Here is an 18,938-nt window from a genome sequence, read left to right as displayed (position 1 = left end):
CGCCGCAGGAGCGTCGTCGAACAACAGGTGGGCTTCATCAAAGAAGAAGACGAGGCGCGGCTTGTCCGGATCGCCAATCTCGGGAAGCTGCTCGAACAGTTCCGACAACAGCCAGAGCAGGAAGGTGGAGTAGAGTTTTGGACTGTTGATCAGGCGGGTGGCATCCAGCACGTTCACGATGCCGCGCCCATCGGTATTGGTGCGCATCATGTCCGACAATTCCAGTGCGGGTTCGCCGAAGAAGAAATCGGCACCTTCGCGTTCCATGACGAGCAAGTTGCGTTGCACCGCGCCAAGCGACGCAGAGGCAATGTTGCCGTATTCCTTGCTGAGTTCGTCGCGGACCTCCTTGTCGCTCATATGAACGAGCAGTTTGCGCAGATCCTTCAGGTCAAGCAGCAGCAGGCCATTATCGTCGGCATATTCGAACGCGATGTTCAGCACGCCTTCCTGCGCGTCGGTGAGGTCCATCAGCCGCGAGAGGAGCAGGGGCCCCATTTCGGAAATCGTGGTGCGGATCGGATGGCCCTTCTCGCCGAACACGTCCCAGAACACGGTTGGCGCAGACGTGTACTCATACTCGCCGAGCCCGATCTTGTTGGCGCGTGCAACGAATTTGTCGTGCAGCTTGTGATCCGTGCTGCCGGGTATGCAGATGCCCGAAAGGTCACCTTTCACGTCCGCGCAGAAGACAGGAACGCCCGCATCGGAAAAGCCCTGAGCCAGGTTTTGCAGGGTGACTGTCTTGCCGGTGCCGGTTGCGCCCGCGATCAGGCCATGCCGGTTTGCGATTTTCAGCAACAGGTTCTGCGCCACATTTGGCGTGCCGGTGCCCTCGGCATCTGCGCCCCCGATAAAGATGGAATCCATCATCCTGTCCCCTTCATTCCTTACAGGCTGCGACGCTAGAGAATTCGCCGGATTCGGCAAGGGTGGAGGCGCAGGCTCTTGACGGCGCGCGAGGCTCTCCTCACCCTGTGGTAACCACAGCTCCGGGGGATATTATGGATCGCGCGACGAAGACCGGCATCTGGATCATCGCGACCGGCGTCATCCTGACCTTTCTTCATTTTGGCCGCAGCATCCTCGCGCCCTTTGCGCTGGCTGTGTTCCTGTTCCTCGTCATCGAGGGCTTTGCCACGATGATCGACAATTGGTCTCGCGCGCTCAAGATCGGGCACGCCCGGGTTTTCGCGGTCCTGATTGTTTTGGGTGGATTTTTCGGATTCATGGCGCTGCTCGCAAATGGCATCGCCGAATTTGGGCGCGACGCCGGAGAGTATGAAAACCGGATCAACGACATGATCGCGGACATGTATGAGGTGGTGCACATGTCGGGTGCGCCGACACTGCAGGAACTGCTGTTCAACGAAACCGGACAACGTTTCTTTGCGACCATCGCCAACGAAACCGGTGACCTGTCCGGCGATCTGGTCCTGATCCTGATCTATGTCGCCTTCCTGTTCCTGGCGCAGTCCAGTTGGACCCGGAAACTGGACAATATCTTCCCCGGTTTCGAGCAACGCGCGCAGGTGCGCCAGGTGGGCGATGAAGCGCGGCGCAGTATCGAAACCTATCTGTGGACCCAGACTGTGATCTCCGCCCTGATCACCGCATTGACCTATTTCTCATTGCTGGCCTTGGGGGTGCAAAATGCGCTCTTCCTGTCGGCTTTGATATTTGTGCTCAATTATATCCCGACTGTGGGGTCAATTGTTGCGGCACTGGTGCCCCCGCTGTTTGCCATCGTGCAGCCGGAACTTCCGGCCTGGGTGCCGGGCACACCACCGCAAGACAACTACATCTATGCGGCGATCGTGTTTGCTGCCGTCAGTTTCTGGCAGTTTTCAATCGGCAATTTCATCCAGCCGCGCATGATGGGGGAGTCGCTGAATTTGTCAGCTTTGGTCGTCCTGCTTTCCCTGGCCATCTGGGGTGCGATCTGGGGCATTCCCGGCATGTTCCTGTCGGCACCTTTGACGGTTCTGATGATGATATTCTTTGCGCAATCTTCCAGCACCAGATGGATTGCAATCCTGCTTTCTGCAGATGGTAATCCACAAGGCAAGGGTACCAATACGGAGCTGTCGGATGCAGTCAGCGCTGCTCAGACCTATGGTGAAAATCGATAAATTATGCGAAGTGTTAGGCAAGTTAATAATTGCGAATCCGGTTCAGAGCCCATACTCAATTATTGGTAACATCAGGCGCTGCTGACGAAGACTTGTATTCGGCACAGCGCTTGCAAATTTAGTGAGATCAGGCCCTCCGCGTGCGTCCCCCCACCCAGCCTGCGGAATAGGCCTGTAGGACCCGCCGGACACGTCCCCGTTCGGCGGGTCCGTTTATATCGGGCCCTGAGGGCCCAAGATTCGATCCCCCAAAGACCCGTCATGACGCTGGGGCAATTCATTTGCCCCTATGTGTTGTGCCGGTGTGCCAACGCAGTCTAGATGGGAACATCGTTAAGTTCTTTCGCGAGACACCCACATGACAGTAAATTCTGCTTCACATGAGCCGTTGGAGCAAGTTTTCGACCAGATTCAGCGGGAATCAGGGCACGAAGACCTCACCGGACTGACGGATGGCGACCTAAAATTTCTTGCGCGCCGCCATTGGGAATGGGCAGAGACGGTCGCTCCGGGAGAGCAGGATGTGCGCGTCCTGCTGGAGGTCGATGGGGAAAACGGGGACTCCCTGTCACGTACCATTCTAGAGACCGCCAGCCCGGACATGCCATTCCTCGTGGATTCGGTGCTTGGCGAGTGCGGCGCGCAGGGGTTTGAGGTCGCGGCCCTGTTTCATCCGATTGTCAAACGACAGGACGGGCGCAGCGTGTCCGTCATCCAGGTTCATTTGCCGATCCTGACCCACGATGAGGCGGCGCGCCTGAAAGCCGGAGTTCGCCTGGCGCTGGCGCACAATGCGGTTGCCGTATCGGACTTTGAGCCCATGCGGGCGCGCATGCAGCAGGAGATCGACCGGCTGAAGGGCGTCACGCATCTCAAAGAGATGGACCGCGACGAAGCAGTTGCCTTCCTGAAATGGCTTTCGCGGGAACATTTCGTGTTCCTCGGCTGCCGCGAATACGAATTCGAGACAAATGCCGATGGGCAAGTGCTGCCCGAAGAGCCGATCATGGTGGAGGGCTCCAATCTGGGCGTGCTGCGCGATGAAGAACTGAACGTTCTGTCTCGCGAGGCCGAACCCCTCGTGTTGACGCCTGAGATTGGCGCACATCTGTCGGAACCGTATCCGATCCTTGTTGCCAAATCGACGCTGACCAGCCTCGTGCACCGCCGGGTCGCTTGCGACTATGTCGGCGTGAAGAAATATGATGCGCAGGGCAGGGTGAATGGTGAAGTTCGCTTCCTCGGCCTTTTCACCGCCGAGGCCTATGACGAAACGGCCCGCTCGATCCCGCTGATCCGCCGTCGAATTGCCGCCATCCTCGAAGCTTCTGGCGCAACGCCCGGCGGACATACCGAAAAGGCGTTGACCAATCTACTGGAAACCTGGCCGCGCGACGAGTTGTTTCAGACCTCGTCGAAAATCCTCCATCCGATCATTGTCGGCGCGCTGCATCTGATCGGGCGGCCACGCACGCGCCTGTTCGTGCAACAGGACCAATTTGACCGGTTTGTCACCGCAATCGTCTATGTGCCGCGTGAAGCCTATGACACCGCCATGCGCCAACGCATCACGCAGGAACTGGTCACCGCTTATAATGGGCATGTGACGCGCTTCCGACCGTATTTTGATTCCGAGACCCTGGTCCGGGTCCATTTCGAAATCTGGCTGGGACAGGGCCATCCCTTGCCGGACCTTGCGGCGCTCGAGAAGCGTATCGTCCAGATCACGCGAACATGGGAGCAAGGCTTCCGGTCGGCGCTGGTCCAGTCTGACCTTGAACGCGCACATCAGGAAAATGCACGTTCCTTCATCGGGGCTTTCAATGCAGCCTATCGCGAAGCCTTCGGGCCTGACGAGGCGATGCGCGATGTTGCGGCGATGGCAAATTTGTCTGCCGGTCACCCCATCCTGACGCGCGCCTACCGGCTGGAAGGGGATTCCGACAACAAGATACGGGTCAAGATATACTCCCGCAATGGTTCGATCCCGCTGTCTGCCTGTGTGCCAATCTTCGAGCAAATGGGTTTCTTCGTGGATTTCGAGACCGGCTATCCGGTCCGTCCGACGGAAAAGCCAGCCGACGATGCGCCCGAGACCTACTGGATCCACGATGTTGTCATGTGCGCGACGGCCGGCGCAGCAATTGACCTCGATGCAATCCGAACCGCGCTGGAGGATGCGTTTGTTGCGGTCTGGAGCGGACGGGCCGAAAATGACGGCTTCAACCGGCTGGTGCTCAGCGCTGACGCAAGCTGGCGCGATGCGGCCCTGATCCGGGCGCTCGCCGGATATCGTCGGCAGAGCGGCATGGATCAACCGCAATATGTTCAGGAGACGGCGCTTTCGACTTATCCGGCGATTGCCCAGAAATTGCTGGACCTGTTCGCTATCCGCTTCGATCCGGCGCGCGATATGTCACTCGCCGAACGCACGCATGAAGCCGAGAAAATGCGCGCAGAGATCGAGGACGCATTACGCGACGTGTCGGCGCTGGCAGACGATCAGGTGCTGCGCCGTCTCGCTGATCTGATCCTGGCCGTTCAGCGGACCAATTTCTACCAGACCAATGGCGATGGCGCGCCCTACAGTTTTGTCAGCCTCAAGATTGCCAGCCGCGAACTGGAAGACCTGCCGGAGCCGAAACCCTTCCGCGAGATATATATGTCGAGCCCGCGGGTCGAGGGCGTGCATTTGCGCTTTGGCGCGGTTGCGCGCGGGGGGCTGCGCTGGTCGGACCGTGCATCAGACTATCGCACCGAAGTTCTGGGCCTTGTGAAAGCGCAGCAGGTGAAGAATGCGGTCATCGTGCCGGTCGGCTCCAAGGGTGGATTCTTGCCAAAGCAATTGCCGGATCGTTCTGACCGCAATGCCTGGTTCGAGGCTGGACGGGATGCCTACAAGGAATTCATCCGGGCGTTGCTCGGTATCACGGACAATCTCGTGGAGGGGCAGGTCACCCACCCGGCGGACACGATTGTCTGGGATGGTGAAGACCCCTACCTCGTCGTGGCGGCGGACAAGGGCACGGCGACCTTCTCCGACACCGCCAATGCGATCAGTGAGGAGATGGGCCACTGGTTGGGCGATGCGTTCGCGTCGGGTGGTTCGGTTGGCTACGATCACAAGAAGATGGGTATTACTGCGCGGGGAGGCTGGGAAGCGGTCAAGCGTCACTTCCGCGAACTCGGCAAGAACATCCAGACCGAACCTTTCACCGTGATCGGTGTGGGCGACATGAGTGGAGACGTGTTTGGCAATGGCATGTTGCTATCGCCGGAAATCCGGCTGATCGCGGCCTTCAACCACATGCACATCTTCATCGACCCGGACCCTCAGGACGCTGCCAAGAACCTGACTGAACGTCAGCGTCTGTTCGACAAGCCGCAATCGAGCTGGGCGGACTACAACAAAGGAATCCTGTCGAAAGGCGGCGGAATCTTCGAGCGCTCCGCCAAGTCGATCACGCTGAGCGATGAGATCAAGGCGCTGAGTGGCTTGTCAAAGGATGCGGTCACGCCCGACGAGTTGATCCACGCCCTGCTGAAGACGGATGCGGACTTGCTCTGGTTCGGCGGCATTGGCACCTATGTGAAAGCCGCGCATGAAACTCATGCGGCCGCCGGTGACCGTGCCAATGATGCGATCCGGGTTGATGCAAATCAGCTGAAGGTGAAAGTCATCGGGGAAGGGGCCAATCTGGGCGTCACCCAAGCCGGGCGAATCGAGTTTGACCTGCATGGGGGACGGATCAATACGGACGCGATCGACAATTCCGCCGGCGTCGATTCGTCTGACCACGAAGTGAACATCAAGATTCTGGCTGCTGAGGCGGTTCGTGAGGGCGACCTCGATCCGGCAGACCGCAACGACCTTCTTGCGGAGATGACCAGTGACGTGGCGGCGCTTGTCCTGCGTCATAATTATACACAGACCTTTGCGCTGACCCTGGCCGAAACGACGGCCAAGGAAGACCATGATGCGCTTGAGCGCCTGATGGAGTATCTGGAAGACCGAGGCGTATTGAACCGCGCGCTGGAAACCTTGCCGGAGACCGGTGAGATGAAGGTGCGTGCCGAGCGCGGCCAGCCATTGACCCGGCCGGAATTAGCCGTCTTGCTCGCCTGGTCGAAGATCACCCTGTTCGACGATATTGTGGCCTCCGATATTCCGGACGATCCGTATTTCGAAGACCTGTTGGTCAATTACTTCCCGAGTCCGATCAACACCTATTCAAAGGCTATGTCGAACCATCGCCTGAAGCGGGAAATTATCGCGACGATCATTGCCAATCGTGTGCTGGACATGGCCGGGCCGGTGGCCCTGCTGCGCCTGCGCGAAGTGACCGGCGGCGACAATGCGCAAGTCGCGCGCGGGCTCGAAGCGGCGCGTGCCGTTTTGAACTTTGACGGCTTCCAGCGCGAGGTCGACCAGCTCGACACGATCGTGCCTGCGGATGTGCAAATCGATCTGCGTCTGCATGCGGCAAGCGCAATGGTCGATGCGGCGCTCTGGTTCATTGAAACCCATCCGGACCTGCATGTAGGCGACGCCGTGCAACATACCGAAGCGCCTCTGAACGAGTTCAAGGCCATTCTCGCCGGCATTCACTCGCCGTTCCCGGCTGCGCGCATCGAGCGCGAAGTGCGTAGCCTGATGAAGCGCGGCGCGTCGGAAGAGATTTCGCGATGGGCGGCTGCGATGGGCCAATTTGCTCAAGGGCTGCTCGTGGTCGATCTGGCTGGCAAGGCGGGTGTCAGTGTGGAGGCGGCCGGCAAGGCTTTCTACACGATTGGCGACCAGCTGCGCATCGACCGGCTTCGCGCCATGGCGCGGGACAATCTGCTGCATGCAGATTATTGGGATCGCGTGGCGGGCCGTCGCCTGTTGAACGAACTGGTTCGGATGCAGGCGGATGCAACAGAGAAGGCTCTCGCCGGAGACGGGGCAGATGCCTGGCTCGCCGAGCGCAATGATGCGCGCAAGGCATTGCTCGCAGAGTTGCATACGCTGGGCAAGGATCGCAATTGGGCGTTTGCGCGATTTGCGCTTGCGGCCGACGCGTTGCGCCAGTTCATGCGCCACTGATCGTTGCACCAAGAGCCGGACAGGGCGTGTGCCCTTCCGGTTTCCTGTCATCCAAGGTCCTTGCGGATGGAAGGCGGCGCCTTCGGCAGGGACGGTATTCATATTGGTGTGGGAAGTCGTGCCCCTGCAGCGGGCCGCCTCCCATCCGCTGGCCGGGGCCTGAGCATACCCCGACCGGACCGCCGCTTCCCATTTGGGCAAGAAGCGACCCGGACAAGATACAAGCCGGAGATCTCAGACAAATTCGATCAGCGACAAAGCCCGTTATCCGGGCCGTGCCGGGCCGATTACTGTTGGAAGAAGTTGTTCACATCCAACGCTTTCTGAGCCCTTAGCGCGCTGCAGAGCGTTGCCTTCTCCGTGCCCTGGGCCAGGGATCGCTCATAGCCTGGGATCAGCTGCGCATTCTGTTGAAAGAAGTCTTCCGCCTCTGCGGCCTTTCTGACGCTGCAGAAATATCCCGTCAGGCCCGCGAGCTTTGGCTGACGGATTTCGGGCATGCGCTCCACAACCGTCTCGAAGTTTGTGGTTATCAAATCCCATGCGGTGTCTTGTGCTGCCGGGTTGGCCATGGCGCCATAGACAACCGTAAAGACTTCGTCGGTCGAGTTCGGGCCGTTCAGAACCGCCGAGAACAGGTCTGACACGACATCCTTGCTTCCGCGACTGGCCAACACTCTCAGGATTGTCGAGCGTTCATTCTGATTGGTTGCAGTGGTGACGTAGGCCTTGGCAGCTTCATAGAAGTCAGCGCCGCCATCCTCTATGCCGATGATCATGGCCGTGGAGAGATCCTCCGGCGCAAGCGCCGTCGCGTCCGGGCTGCCTTCGAGTCCGACATACTGCCGGGCACGGGCGAGCAGGGCGCGGCGCTCAGCGGGGCGCTCGCCATATTCCAGCAACAAGCCATATAGCCTGTCGCGCAAAAGCATCTCCTGCTGGCTCAGCGCCGTGGCCGGACGGGATTCCAGATATTCGGCCAACGGTCCATAGGTGTGCTGGACCCACGCGCGAAGGCCCGCTTGCTCGGATGGCTCCAGCATGCGGTCGAGCGTGCCAATAATGCCGAACCCTTCAGAAACCGCACGCGGATGACCGCTTGAGGTTGCGGCCAGTCCAGTCATCAGGTCATCGGTGCTGATCCGCCCTGCACGGAAACCGGAGGTCAGTGCATCCGCAAACATGATCTGTTCGGCGTCAGACAAGCTGTCAAAGTTGGAAATCAGCGCCGTCAGGTTTTCCGCATTCGTATCGAAGCGCCAATAGCCCGTGCCGCCGGCATTTGGCATCACCCAGTCGGGGCAATCGCCATCCAGAGGAATCTCGGTGACCGGTGCGGTCAGCATCTGCCGGATCGTGCGATCCCCCACAGGCCCTTTCAGGCGCGCAGCAAACGGCACGTTCCAGGTCTGAGCATTGGTATCAATATCAGAGCCAAGCGGCGCATAGCGCCTTTGAGTGACCGTGATCAGGCCCGCATCTGGAGCAGGGCAGGACACGGCGACATCCAGCGATGGGATGCCTGGCTGGTTGATATAGCTGGTGAAGGCTTCAACAATATCCGGCTGGCCGGACCCGTCGGCGAGGCTCTGCATGAAATCGTCGGCATCAGCGACGCCATCCTCGAAGCGACGCATGTGCAAGCGGATACCTTCGCGAAAGGCTTCTTCGCCCAGATAGGTCTCGAACATGTTCAACACGCTGCCGCCTTTGCGATAGGTAATGGAGTCGAACGCGTCGAGAATATCGCCATTGGTGTTGATCGGATTGCGAATCTGGCGCGCCGATTGAAGACTGTCGGCCCCCATCGCGCTGAGCCCTGCCAGGATTGGGCTGAGGCCCCACTCGCCGTCCGGGTCAACCCCGTCCATCGTCTTGTAGCTGATCCAGGTCGCAAAGGCCTCGTTCAGCCAGATATCGTTCCACCATTTCGGCGTGACGAGATTGCCGAACCATTGATGGCCCAGTTCGTGGGCATGTGTCGTCAGGATGCGGCGGCGGCGTGACAGGCTGGTCTGTTCGTTCATCAGGAGGGCGGCTTCGCGATAGATGATTGCGCCGGCATTCTCCATCGCGCCATAGGCAAATTCCGGCGCGGCGATCAGGTCCAGTTTTCCATAGGGGTACGAATAGTCGAAATAGTCCTCCTGCCAGAGCAACATCTCGTCAGTGATGTCGAGTGCCTCGCTGAGCTGGTCTCTCTTGCCGCGGGCAGCAAAGCCGCGCAGGGGCACCGGCGCCTCGCGCAGGGCATTGGCCGGAATGGCCGGGGCGGGCCGCATCTCGTAAGGGCCGACTGCGAGGGCGACCAGATAGGACTGGATCGGGCGAGTTTCGGCAAAGACATGCCGGGTCCAACCGTCTTCGGCCGGTTCGGCGCTGATTCCCTCGCCATTGGATACGACCTGCATGCCTTCTGGCGCGGTGACGGTCACGCTCCACGGTGTCTTGAAGCGCGGTTCGTCAAATGAGGGTACCATCCGGCGCGCATCAATCGCTTCCATCTGGGTGGCAAGATAGTCCGTATCGGATTGAACCGCCTTGTAGAGACCGGCAAGGCCCATATTGTAGGGCGCTGTATAGCTGATTTCGAGCGTGGCCGTGCCCGCCGGGATCGGCGAGTCGAAGTCGAGCCTTGAAACTCCGCCCGGTGCCTGATTGCCAGTAAAAGTTGCCGGGATATGTGTTCCATCGTCCAGCACGGCCTTGGCCGACAGCACCGTCTGATCCACCGAATGCAACCAGATGCGCGCATGCGGCGCTGTCAGGGCCACATCAATGGCTACATTACCCGAGAAACTGTCGGCATCTGGATCAGTTTTCAGCTCCAGCCGGTAGGCCAGCGGTGTAACATCCGTCGGCAACTGCCCTGCGGGCGGTACTTGAATCTGGACAGGCTGGGTCTGCGAACCGAGGCTTGCCTCAGAAGCGGAATTCGCATTTCCGCAGGCGTGAAGTGCAAGGAGAGAGACCGCGCCCGCCAAGGCAGCGCGAAACCGGAAATCGTGCATGAATGTGGTCCTGTAACGGTGGAAACAGTTTGAAGCCAAAAAACATAGGATACGGCCCAGCAAAAGCGATCAGATGCAGCTGAATTTAACACCCCTTTCAGTGATGCCATGAGAAGTTGAACCCATGAAACGGCTCTACCATTGGCCTCTTGATCCGGCCGGACGGCTGGTCCGCCTCGCCTTGGGCGAGAAAGACGAGGGATTCGAGGCGTTGGAATCGCCGCCCTGGTCAGCTCATCCGGACGTGCCCCGCCTCGCACATGGGGCTGTTGCGCCCGCTTTGGTTGAGATCGACAGCGAGCCGCGCATGTTTGCCTGCGGCACGCGCGCCATATGCGAGTATCTTGAAGAGACCTCCAGCGGACGGGGCCTGTTGCCATCAGATCCGGCGGCGCGCGCTGAAGTCCGACGCCTGTGGGCCTGGATTGAAGCTGCGTGTGAAGAGGTTACCGATACACTGCTGACCGAGCGCGTGATGCAATGGGTGCGCCGCGATCGGCACCCGGATTCAGCGCGTTTGCGCCGGGGGGCGCATGCGCTGCGCGGACGTCTGACCTTCCTGAATGGCCTGCTGGAGCTGAATGGCTATCTTGCCTGCCGGGAGCTCACCCTGGCCGATCTGGCTGCAGCGGCGCACTTGTCTGCCTATGACTATTTCGGCGATGTCGAATGGAATGCTGTGCCGGAGCTGAAAGACTGGTATGCCCGGATCAAGTCGCGTCCGAGCTTCAGGCCCTTGCTGGCCGACCGGTTGCAGGCGGTGCGGCCCGTAGCGCACTATACCGATTTGGATTTCTAGACCTTGCCTGATCCCCTCCACATCCGCGTCAAGCACCTCGCCCGGTCGCTTGGCTTTGATGACGTGGCGATAGCGCGGGCGGATGAGGCGTGGGACGCAGGCGACCGGCTGGAAGCATTCGTAGAAGCTGGCCATCATGGCAGCATGGACTGGATGGAGACGACGCTGGAGCGGCGCAAGGCGCCGACTGCGATGTGGCCGGATGCCAAATCTGCCGTCGTCGTCGCGCTCAATTACGGCCCGGACCATGATCCGCTCCACACTCTGGAACAGAAGGCGCTTGGTAACATCTCCGTCTACGCACGGGGGAGGGACTATCACGACACGTTGAAGAAGCGGCTGAAACAGCTCGCCCGGGAGTTCGTGGCCGAGACCGGCGCTGAGGTGAAAGTCTTTGTCGATACCGCGCCTCTGATGGAAAAGCCGCTGGCCGAAAAGGCCGGGCTCGGCTGGCAGGGCAAGCACACCAATCTGGTCAGCCGCGAACTGGGGTCTTGGTTTTTCCTGGGTGTGATGCTGACCGCCGCGGAACTGGAACCTGATCAACCGGAGGCGGATCATTGCGGTTCGTGCCGCGCCTGTCAGGACATCTGCCCGACCAATGCGTTTCCCGCGCCCTATCAACTCGATGCGCGGCGCTGCATTTCCTATCTTACCATCGAGCATGCCGGGCCAATCCCGGCAGAGTTTCGCGCGGCGATGGGCAACCGCATCTATGGGTGTGATGATTGCCTTGCCATCTGTCCGTGGAACAAGTTTGCCGAAGCCGCCAGCGAGATCGCCTTCCATGCACGGCCCGAACTCAAGGCGCCGGGGCTGGATGAACTTGCCGCGCTGAACGATGCCACATTTCGGGAAGTGTTCTCCGGTTCGCCCATCAAGCGGATCGGGCGGGACCGGTTCGTGCGCAATGTCTGTATCGCCATCGGCAATTCAGGGGAGGGGGCGCTGGTCGCCAGCCTGCTGCCGCTGCTGGATGATCCGGCGTCGGTGGTACGTGGGTCTGCTATCTGGGCGCTCGCCCGCCTTGATCGTGCCCGATTTGCGACGGAAAAGGCCGTCCGGATGGAGCCGGAAACGGATCCGGGCGTTCTGGCGGAATGGATGACAGAGTGATGAGCGGTTTCTGGACCTTCCTGACATGGGCGGTGCGCATTCTGGCGGGCCTGTTTGTGGCGTTTCACCTCTATGCGCTGGCGCTGGTCTGGCTGCCCATTCCGGGCACGGTGCTGATGGTGCAGCGCGCGGCAGGTGGCGAGACGGTACGGCGCGATGCGGTGCCCTTGTCCGAGATTTCGCCTCACCTTGTGCGCGCGGTCATCGCGGCGGAGGATTCCCGCTTCTGCGAGCATAATGGAATTGACCGTGCCGCGATTGAAAAGGCGCTGGATGAACGCCGTCAGGGCAAGCGCACGCGCGGCGCCTCCACGATCACACAGCAGACCGCCAAGAATGTCTTCCTCTGGAATGGGGGCGGTGTGCCGCGCAAGCTGGGCGACATGTGGATGGGAGTGTTCATCGACAAGTTCTGGGGCAAGGCCCGGGTCATGGAAGCCTATCTGAATGTCGCCGAATGGGGCGATGGCCTGTTCGGCGCAGAGGCCGCCGCGCAGGCGCGGTTCGGCAAGTCCGCGGCAGACCTGAGCGAGCGCGAGGCCGCACTGCTGGCCGCCGTTCTGCCGAGCCCGAACAAATGGCGCGTCGATCCGCCGGGGCCCTATGTCAACACACGCGCCGGCACGCTGCAGGCGCGCATGCGAGTGGTGCATAGCCAGGGCCTCGCGGCCTGTGTGCTGGGCGATACGCCGCCACCACCACGCCCGCAGCCGCAACAGGGCCAGCCCGCGCCGCAACCAGAGCCCTTGCCGGATTTGCCGCCGGAACCGGAGACCGGGCCGGAAGCGATCGAGCCGGAAACCGTTGAGCCCGAAGTGGCTCCGGAAGACGATGAGTTCGATGCGTTTCTGGAAGGCGCGCAGGAACGGTTTGGCGAGGCCGGGCAATCTCCTGAACCCATCGAGGAAGAACCTGAGCCGTTGGAGCCCGAAGCCGCAGCGAGCCAGTCGGAAGCGCAGGATGGCGGGCCGACCGATCTGCGTCCGCGGTCTCTGGAGCCGGTTGAAGACCCGGCCAGTGAGGACTCCCCCGAGTAGCGCGCCGTCTTAATCGGCTTCCGGCGGTCGCGCTTTTGTTTCATCCTGTTTCACACTGTCCGGTTCCGGCTCATTTTCCTCCGGTTCCGGTGCGGGGGCCGGATCAGGTGTACGCTTCGGGCGGGATATCTCGACCTTGAGCGCGGAGTCCGGTTCGATGAACAGCTCCTTGCGGCGCAGCGGCACGGACATGCCATTCTCGGTGAAGCGTTTCCAGACTTCGCGCAGGATGTTGGAGCCGACATTGGCCGTGCCATTTTCCGGGTCGATGATCCAGAAGCGCATCTCCAGAACAATGCACTCATCGGTGAAGTCTTTGACCAGGCAGACGGGTTGCGGCCAGCTGATCACGCGCTCGGTCGCCTTGGCGGCGGCGATGACGATGGCAATCGCCTCTTCCAGGTCGGACGTATAGTCGATGCGCAACTCTTTGTGAATGCGCACGCGCTTGTTGGAAAAGCTCCAATTGATCACCGTATCGGTCATCAGCTTTTCGTTCGGGATCAGGAATTCCTTGCCTTCCTGCGTCGTGATCGACGTGTAGCGCAGGCCGAGGGATTCCACGACGCCGAACGTCTCGCCGACCTCGATCACGTCCTGCGGCTTGATCGAGCGCTCCGAGAGCAGGACGATGCCGGAGACAAAGTTCGAGACAACTTTCTGCATACCAAAGGCAAAGCCGAGGCCGATGGCACCGGAGATGACCGTTAGCGCGCCGAGCGGAATGCCGAGCCCTGCGAGGGTGAGCAGGGCAGCCGCCACAATGAAGACAATCTGTATGGCATTGCCAATCAGAATGCGGATGGACGGTTCGACTTTCGGGATGTGATTGACCCGCCGCTTCATCGATTTTGCGGCGCGGTTTGCAATGAACAGCAAGACAGCGGCGGTCAGGATGGCCTGGAAGATGAAGACCGGGCTGATCCGCCGATTCCCGAAGGATGGACCAATACTCGAAAGCCAGTTCATGACATCCGGCAGGACGCCGAGGGCGAAGAATATCGCGAACGTCCATGTCAGGAATGATGCAAGACCGCGCAATTCTTCCGGCAGGAAGGTCATGGTCACGCGGATGGCAAGCCAGGCAATCGCGAGTGACAAGGCTGTCCGAACCAGGATCAGCGAGTGGTCAATGGAGCTGAGCAATGAGACCGCAAGCCCCAGAAGGATGGACCAGAGCGCCGGACGAACCGCCTTGTGCAAGACGTCCAGTCCTTCGCGGCGGGGCGGCTCGACAAAGCGTCGCAGCGTGACCGTGATCAGGCGCTTGAAGGGTGGGGTGAGCAGGGCGCCCAGCGCGAGCGCCAGGATAATACAGCCGAGCTGGATCAGGATGGGATAGAGAAATTCAGGCTGTTGCGCCTTTGTCTGAAGCCAGCCGGCTGGGTCGTCGAGAAAGGGTCGAGCAGGCTCTATCCATTTGAGTAGCGGATTAATGACGTCTTCTACCGGCGGAAGGATATCCTCCGATGGCGGAGTGGCTTGTCCGGTCGCTTCCGTCGCATCCACCGGACGGCAATAGGTTTCCCCATCACCGCCGGTGATGCATTTCTGGTAGGTGACGCCATCTTCCGCCAAGCGCTATCCGCCTAGACTGGGTCGTAGGGGAAGACACTGGCCGAGGCGCCCATGTCGAAGAAGTTGGCTTTCATGGCGGGCATGGCCTGTTCGAGCAGGCTTTCCGGCGTCCAGCCCTCCATACGCGCCAGCGACTTGACCGGACGCGGCTGGTCGAACAGCACGACTTCATTGCCGCGCACGGCAAAAATCTGTCCGGACACGTCATTGGCCTTGTCGGCGCAAAGGGCGACGGCGAGCTGTGCCACCTGGTCGGCCCGCATGCCCTGGCGCATCCGCTCGACACGCTCTGCGCCGGCTTCGTCCTTGACCGGGATGGAGGCGATCATGCGCGTCCAGGCAAATGGCGCGATGACATTGGAGCGGACATTCTTGCGCGCGCCTTCCATGGCGACGATGCGCGACAGGCCGACAATGCCCATCTTGGCGGCGGCATAGTTCGCCTGGCCGATATTGCCGATCAGGCCGGATGTGGAGGTGAAGAGGACGAAATTGCCGTCTTCCTTTTCGCGGAACAGTTCGATGGCCGCGCGGGTGACGTTGAAGCTGCCCCGCAGGTGCACGTCGATGACGCTGTCCCAATCATCTTCGCTCATCTTGTGGAACATGCCGTCCCGCAAGATGCCGGCCGGGTTGATGATCGAGTGCAGGGCTCCGAACTCGTCCTTGGCCTGTTCGATCATGCCTTGGACCGCTTTCATGTCGGTCACGCTTTCCGAGTTCGAGACAGCCTCGCCGCCCGCCTTGCGGATTTCCTGAGCCACGGTTTCGGCCGGGCCTGCACTGCCTTCATCGGCGCCGGTCAGGCTGCCGCCCAGATCGTTGACGACCACTTTTGCGCCCTCGCGCGCCGCCAGCAGCGCGGTTTCCTTGCCGATGCCATTACCACCGCCGGTCACGAGGACCACTTTGCCTTCCAGAACGCCCATCAGACGAAACTCCCTTTATATGTTGCAGTCGCCGCCACACTAGAACTCGGCCCGTAATGTTCAAGGTTTGAAATCGTCGCTGGTGCGGGTAGAGGTGCTGGCATGACAAAGACATTCCAAGCTGTAATCTGGGATTTCGGGGGCGTATTCACGACCTCTCCCTTCGACGCCTTCACCCGTTACGAGGCCGCGCATGGCCTGCCAAAGGATTTCATCCGCACGGTCAATGCGACCAATCCGCTGGACAATGCCTGGGCCAAGCTCGAGCAGAGCCTCGTCACGGCGGCAGAGTTCGACGGCATGTTCCGCGAGGAATCAAAGGCGATGGGGCATGAAGTGCCCGGCGGGGAAGTGCTGGCGCTATTGTCCGGCTCGCTGCGGCCACGCGTGGTCAAGGCGCTGAGCGTCTGCAAGACCAAGGGCAAGGTTGGCTGCATCACCAATAATGCGCCGGTCGGCAAAGGCGCCTCGATGACCAATGACGAGGCAAAAGCACGCGACGTGGCCAAGGTCTTCGACATGTTCGACCATGTGATCGAAAGCTCCAAGCTCGGCATTCGCAAGCCCGATCCGCGAATCTATGCTCTGATGTGCGAGACGCTCGATGTTGATCCGGCAAGCTGTGTCTATCTGGATGATCTCGGGCATAATCTGAAACCGGCCCGCGATATGGGCATGACAACGATCAAGGTGCTCAATGAAGACCAATTGCTGTCAGACCTTCAGGCGGCGACCGGGTATGAACTGGGCTAGCGCCCTCGTCGGCGCGCTGGGGGCCGCGCTCCTGGCGGCGTGCTCGCCTGCGGCCGAGCCGGAACGGCCATTGGTGCCGGATGAATCCCTGATGCAGCCGCCACAGGTGCCTGAGCCGGTCGTGTTGACTGAAGAAGCAGAGGCGATGCGGGACCAGCTATTGTCGCATGCGAAAGCCGGATCGCTCAGCCGTTTGTCGCGGGTGGCCAATGCGAATGACGGCTTTGTCTCCAATCTGGGCGGTACGCCGCATCGGCAATATTGGGATCTGATGCGCCGGATTGGCGCCGATCCGAACCGCAGCTTGCGCAAATTGTTCGAACTGCCTCCCGGCATGCGCGAGATTGATGGCGAAGTCTGGTATGTCTGGCCAGACCTTGCCGCGCGTGACGCTGAGGACCTGATCCCGGAAAAACTGTCCTTCCAGGACCGGCGACGCCTCATGGAACTGATTGGCGAAGAGGGAATTGAACGGATACGGCAGGGCGAAGGCTATCCTGGCATGCGCACTGCCATCGCGGGCAATGGCCGATGGGTCTATTATGTACTCGGTCAGGATGCAGAGGACTGAGCTATGACAGACAGGATTGGCGCAGATGCGGCGCTCTCAAAACTGGACGGCTGGGCAAAAGGTGCCGGCGATCGCGATACGATCGAGAAGACGTTCAGGCTGGCCGATTTCAAGACGGCCTGGAGCTTCATGTCGGCTGTCGCACTGAAAGCCGAGCAGATGGACCATCATCCTGAATGGTTCAATGTCTACAACAAGGTCGAGGTTACGCTGACGACGCATGATGTGGACGGTGTGTCTGAAAAGGACGTTGAACTGGCCCGGTTCATGGACGAACTGGCCGCGAAACTTTCCTGATCCTCCTGGCAGGACTGTCGCTTCTCCCAAGGTCAAGCTGGCCCGGTTTCGAGTGCACTGTTACGGGTAGGAAAACCTGAAACAGTGGAGGAGACAGGCATGGGTCGCGTACAGGGCAAGAAGGCATTTATCACCGGCGGTGCGCAGGGGCTGGGCGAGGCAACGGCTCGCATGATGGCTCGCGAAGGCGCCAAGGTGACCGTCACGGATGTGAACGGGGCAGGGGCCGAAGCTGTCGCCGCCTCGATCAATGACGAACATGGCGCAGGCACGGCCTTTGCCTGGCAGCATGACGTGACCAATGAGGCGCAATGGCAGGAAGTGCTGCAAGCGGCGCATGATGCGATGGGCGGCCTGAACGTGCTGGTCAACAATGCCGGCATCGGTTCGCTCGGCTCGGTCGAAGACGAAAACTACGACATGTTCAAGAAGGTGCAGACCGTCGATGTCGATTCCATTTTTCTCGGCTGCAAGTACGCCATTCCGCTGATGCGCGCGCACGGGCTTGGTTCGATCATCAACATCTCGTCCATTGCCGGTATCATCGCGAGTGCGAACTACGTCTCCTACAACACCGCCAAGGCGGCCGTGCGGCATATCTCGAAATCCATCGCGTTGCATTGCGCCAAGGGCGGCCAGATCCGCTGTAACTCGGTGCATCCGGTCTTCATCAATACGCCGATCCTGGACCGGACGAAGGAAATGTTCGGCGAGGAAGAAGCGCTCGCCAAGCTCGGTCGCCAGATCCCGCTCGGCAAGGTCGGTGAGCCGGACGATATCGCCTATGCGGTGCTCTATCTCGCATCGGATGAGTCGAAGCTCGTCACCGGAATCGAGCTGAAAGTGGATGGTGGCATCTCGGCCATGTAAAGGCTTGTCGCTCCCGACTGTTCCTGTTATGTTCCATTCTGTCCAATTGATGGGAGGGACTTATGATCGGGTATGTAACAGTCGGGACGTCAGACCTGCAGCGCGCGGCGAAATTCTATGATGCCATTGCGGCCGAGATGGGCACTGGGCGGATGATGGATTTCGACACATTCATCGCCTGGGGCACGCCCGGCGGTGCAGCAGGCGTGGCGGCGACCCTGCCATTCGACAAACAGCCTGCTACTGTCGGCAATGGCACGATGGTGGCGCTGCAGGCCAGGGACAAGGATCAGGTGCACAAGCTGTATGAGATCGCGCTGGCAAATGGCGGCAGTGATGAAGGCGCTCCCGGACCGCGTGGCGATGAAGGGTTCTATGCCGCTTACTTCCGGGATCCGGATGGCAACAAGCTCAATGCTTTCACGATGGTGTAAGCGGGCGTTTCGACGTCACGATCACGGCATAGACGGCGAGTGTGCCGACCAGGCCTGCCGATACGTAGAGCGGGAGTTCCGGCATGAATGAGTACAGCATAGCCCCGATAAGGGGGCCGAAGATGAAGCCGGCCGGGGGCGCTGCCGCGAGCAGCGCTGCCGCTGAGCCTTGCTCCTCGCGAGAGACCGAAAGGCTGCCCAGCGCATTGGCGGCGGGCACGGCCAGCGCCGCACCACACCCAACAGCAAAGAAGCTGAGTGCGAGCGACCAGAACGGGAAGAAGAGGTCGGCTGAAACATAGCCCATGGCCACAATGGCGAGGCC

Annotated in this window: 15 protein-coding genes; 10 read left to right on the top strand and 5 right to left on the bottom strand. The window is 60.4% G+C overall.

Annotation, left to right across the window (positions count from 1 at the left end; all coding sequences use genetic code 11):
* Positions 1-873 (bottom strand): helicase HerA-like domain-containing protein (locus B4F73_RS14350; RefSeq protein WP_290483594.1); only part of this gene is annotated, 873 nt, incomplete at its 3' end.
* A 131-nt stretch (positions 874-1,004) separates the two neighbouring features.
* On the opposite strand from B4F73_RS14350, the gene B4F73_RS14345 reads away from it, so the two are divergent.
* A complete protein-coding gene (locus tag B4F73_RS14345) occupies positions 1,005-2,132 on the top strand; it encodes an AI-2E family transporter (protein ID WP_290479975.1) in 1,128 nt (375 codons plus the stop codon).
* A gap of 358 nt (positions 2,133-2,490) precedes the next feature.
* Positions 2,491-7,218 (top strand): NAD-glutamate dehydrogenase, encoded by a 4,728-nt coding sequence (locus B4F73_RS14340; RefSeq protein ID WP_290479974.1) that lies wholly within the window; start codon positions 2,491-2,493, stop codon positions 7,216-7,218.
* 287 nt (positions 7,219-7,505) lie between these two features.
* Here the strand turns inward: B4F73_RS14340 and B4F73_RS14335 are convergent, their stop codons facing one another.
* Positions 7,506-10,229, bottom strand: coding sequence for a M1 family metallopeptidase (locus B4F73_RS14335; protein ID WP_290483593.1), 2,724 nt, complete (start codon positions 10,227-10,229; stop codon positions 7,506-7,508).
* 124 nt (positions 10,230-10,353) lie between these two features.
* Here B4F73_RS14335 and B4F73_RS14330 point away from each other — a divergent pair, with 124 nt between their 5' ends.
* From B4F73_RS14330 to mtgA, 3 genes are read left to right on the top strand one after another with little or no spacing between them, the layout of a single operon-like run.
* On the top strand, positions 10,354-11,028 hold the full coding sequence (locus B4F73_RS14330; protein WP_206991358.1) for a glutathione S-transferase family protein: 675 nt from the start codon (positions 10,354-10,356) through the stop codon (positions 11,026-11,028).
* A 3-nt stretch (positions 11,029-11,031) separates the two neighbouring features.
* Positions 11,032-12,144, top strand: a complete 1,113-nt coding sequence (gene queG / locus B4F73_RS14325) for a tRNA epoxyqueuosine(34) reductase QueG (protein ID WP_242517398.1) — start codon at positions 11,032-11,034, stop codon at positions 12,142-12,144.
* Positions 12,144-13,181 (top strand): monofunctional biosynthetic peptidoglycan transglycosylase, encoded by a 1,038-nt coding sequence (mtgA, locus tag B4F73_RS14320; protein WP_290483592.1) that lies wholly within the window; start codon positions 12,144-12,146, stop codon positions 13,179-13,181. Before queG ends, mtgA begins: the two co-directional genes overlap by 1 nt.
* 9 nt (positions 13,182-13,190) lie before the next feature.
* On the opposite strand, the gene B4F73_RS14315 is transcribed toward mtgA, so the two are convergent.
* Complete coding sequence (locus B4F73_RS14315; protein ID WP_290483591.1) at positions 13,191-14,759, bottom strand: mechanosensitive ion channel domain-containing protein; 1,569 nt, start codon at positions 14,757-14,759, stop codon at positions 13,191-13,193.
* Positions 14,760-14,770: 11 nt separating this feature from the next.
* Positions 14,771-15,688 carry an SDR family NAD(P)-dependent oxidoreductase gene (locus B4F73_RS14310; RefSeq protein ID WP_206991355.1) on the bottom strand — a complete coding sequence of 306 codons (918 nt, stop codon included), beginning with the start codon at positions 15,686-15,688 and terminating at the stop codon, positions 14,771-14,773.
* Between the two features lie 102 nt (positions 15,689-15,790).
* Between B4F73_RS14310 and B4F73_RS14305 the strand changes: the two genes are divergently transcribed.
* The 5 genes from B4F73_RS14305 to B4F73_RS14285 all read left to right on the top strand — a co-directional run bounded on the left by B4F73_RS14305 (position 15,791) and on the right by B4F73_RS14285 (position 18,613).
* The gene (locus B4F73_RS14305) at positions 15,791-16,441 is read left to right on the top strand and encodes an HAD-IA family hydrolase (RefSeq protein ID WP_206991354.1); all 651 of its coding nucleotides are present in this window, start codon (positions 15,791-15,793) and stop codon (positions 16,439-16,441) included.
* A complete protein-coding gene (locus B4F73_RS14300; RefSeq protein ID WP_206991353.1) occupies positions 16,428-17,012 on the top strand; it encodes a hypothetical protein in 585 nt (194 codons plus the stop codon). The genes B4F73_RS14305 and B4F73_RS14300 overlap by 14 nt, the downstream gene beginning before the upstream one ends.
* A 3-nt stretch (positions 17,013-17,015) precedes the next feature.
* On the top strand, positions 17,016-17,309 hold the full coding sequence (locus B4F73_RS14295) for a 4a-hydroxytetrahydrobiopterin dehydratase (RefSeq protein ID WP_290479970.1): 294 nt from the start codon (positions 17,016-17,018) through the stop codon (positions 17,307-17,309).
* 99 nt (positions 17,310-17,408) lie between these two features.
* Entirely contained in the window at positions 17,409-18,179 is a 771-nt protein-coding gene (locus B4F73_RS14290; protein ID WP_206991351.1) for an SDR family oxidoreductase, read from the top strand.
* A gap of 62 nt (positions 18,180-18,241) precedes the next feature.
* On the top strand, positions 18,242-18,613 hold the full coding sequence (locus tag B4F73_RS14285; protein WP_034810488.1) for a VOC family protein: 372 nt from the start codon (positions 18,242-18,244) through the stop codon (positions 18,611-18,613).
* Here B4F73_RS14285 and B4F73_RS14280 read toward each other — a convergent pair.
* The coding region (locus B4F73_RS14280; RefSeq protein ID WP_349678137.1) for an MFS transporter at positions 18,600-18,938 on the bottom strand (339 nt) is incomplete at its 5' end. The two genes, B4F73_RS14285 and B4F73_RS14280, sit on opposite strands and share 14 nt — an antisense overlap.

It is taken from the genome of Hyphomonas sp. UBA3601, from assembly GCF_002375605.1.
Lineage (GTDB): Bacteria > Pseudomonadota > Alphaproteobacteria > Caulobacterales > Hyphomonadaceae > Hyphomonas.
Note: the sequence above shows the minus strand (reverse complement) of the source record. Positions and strands in the feature narration are given on the sequence as shown.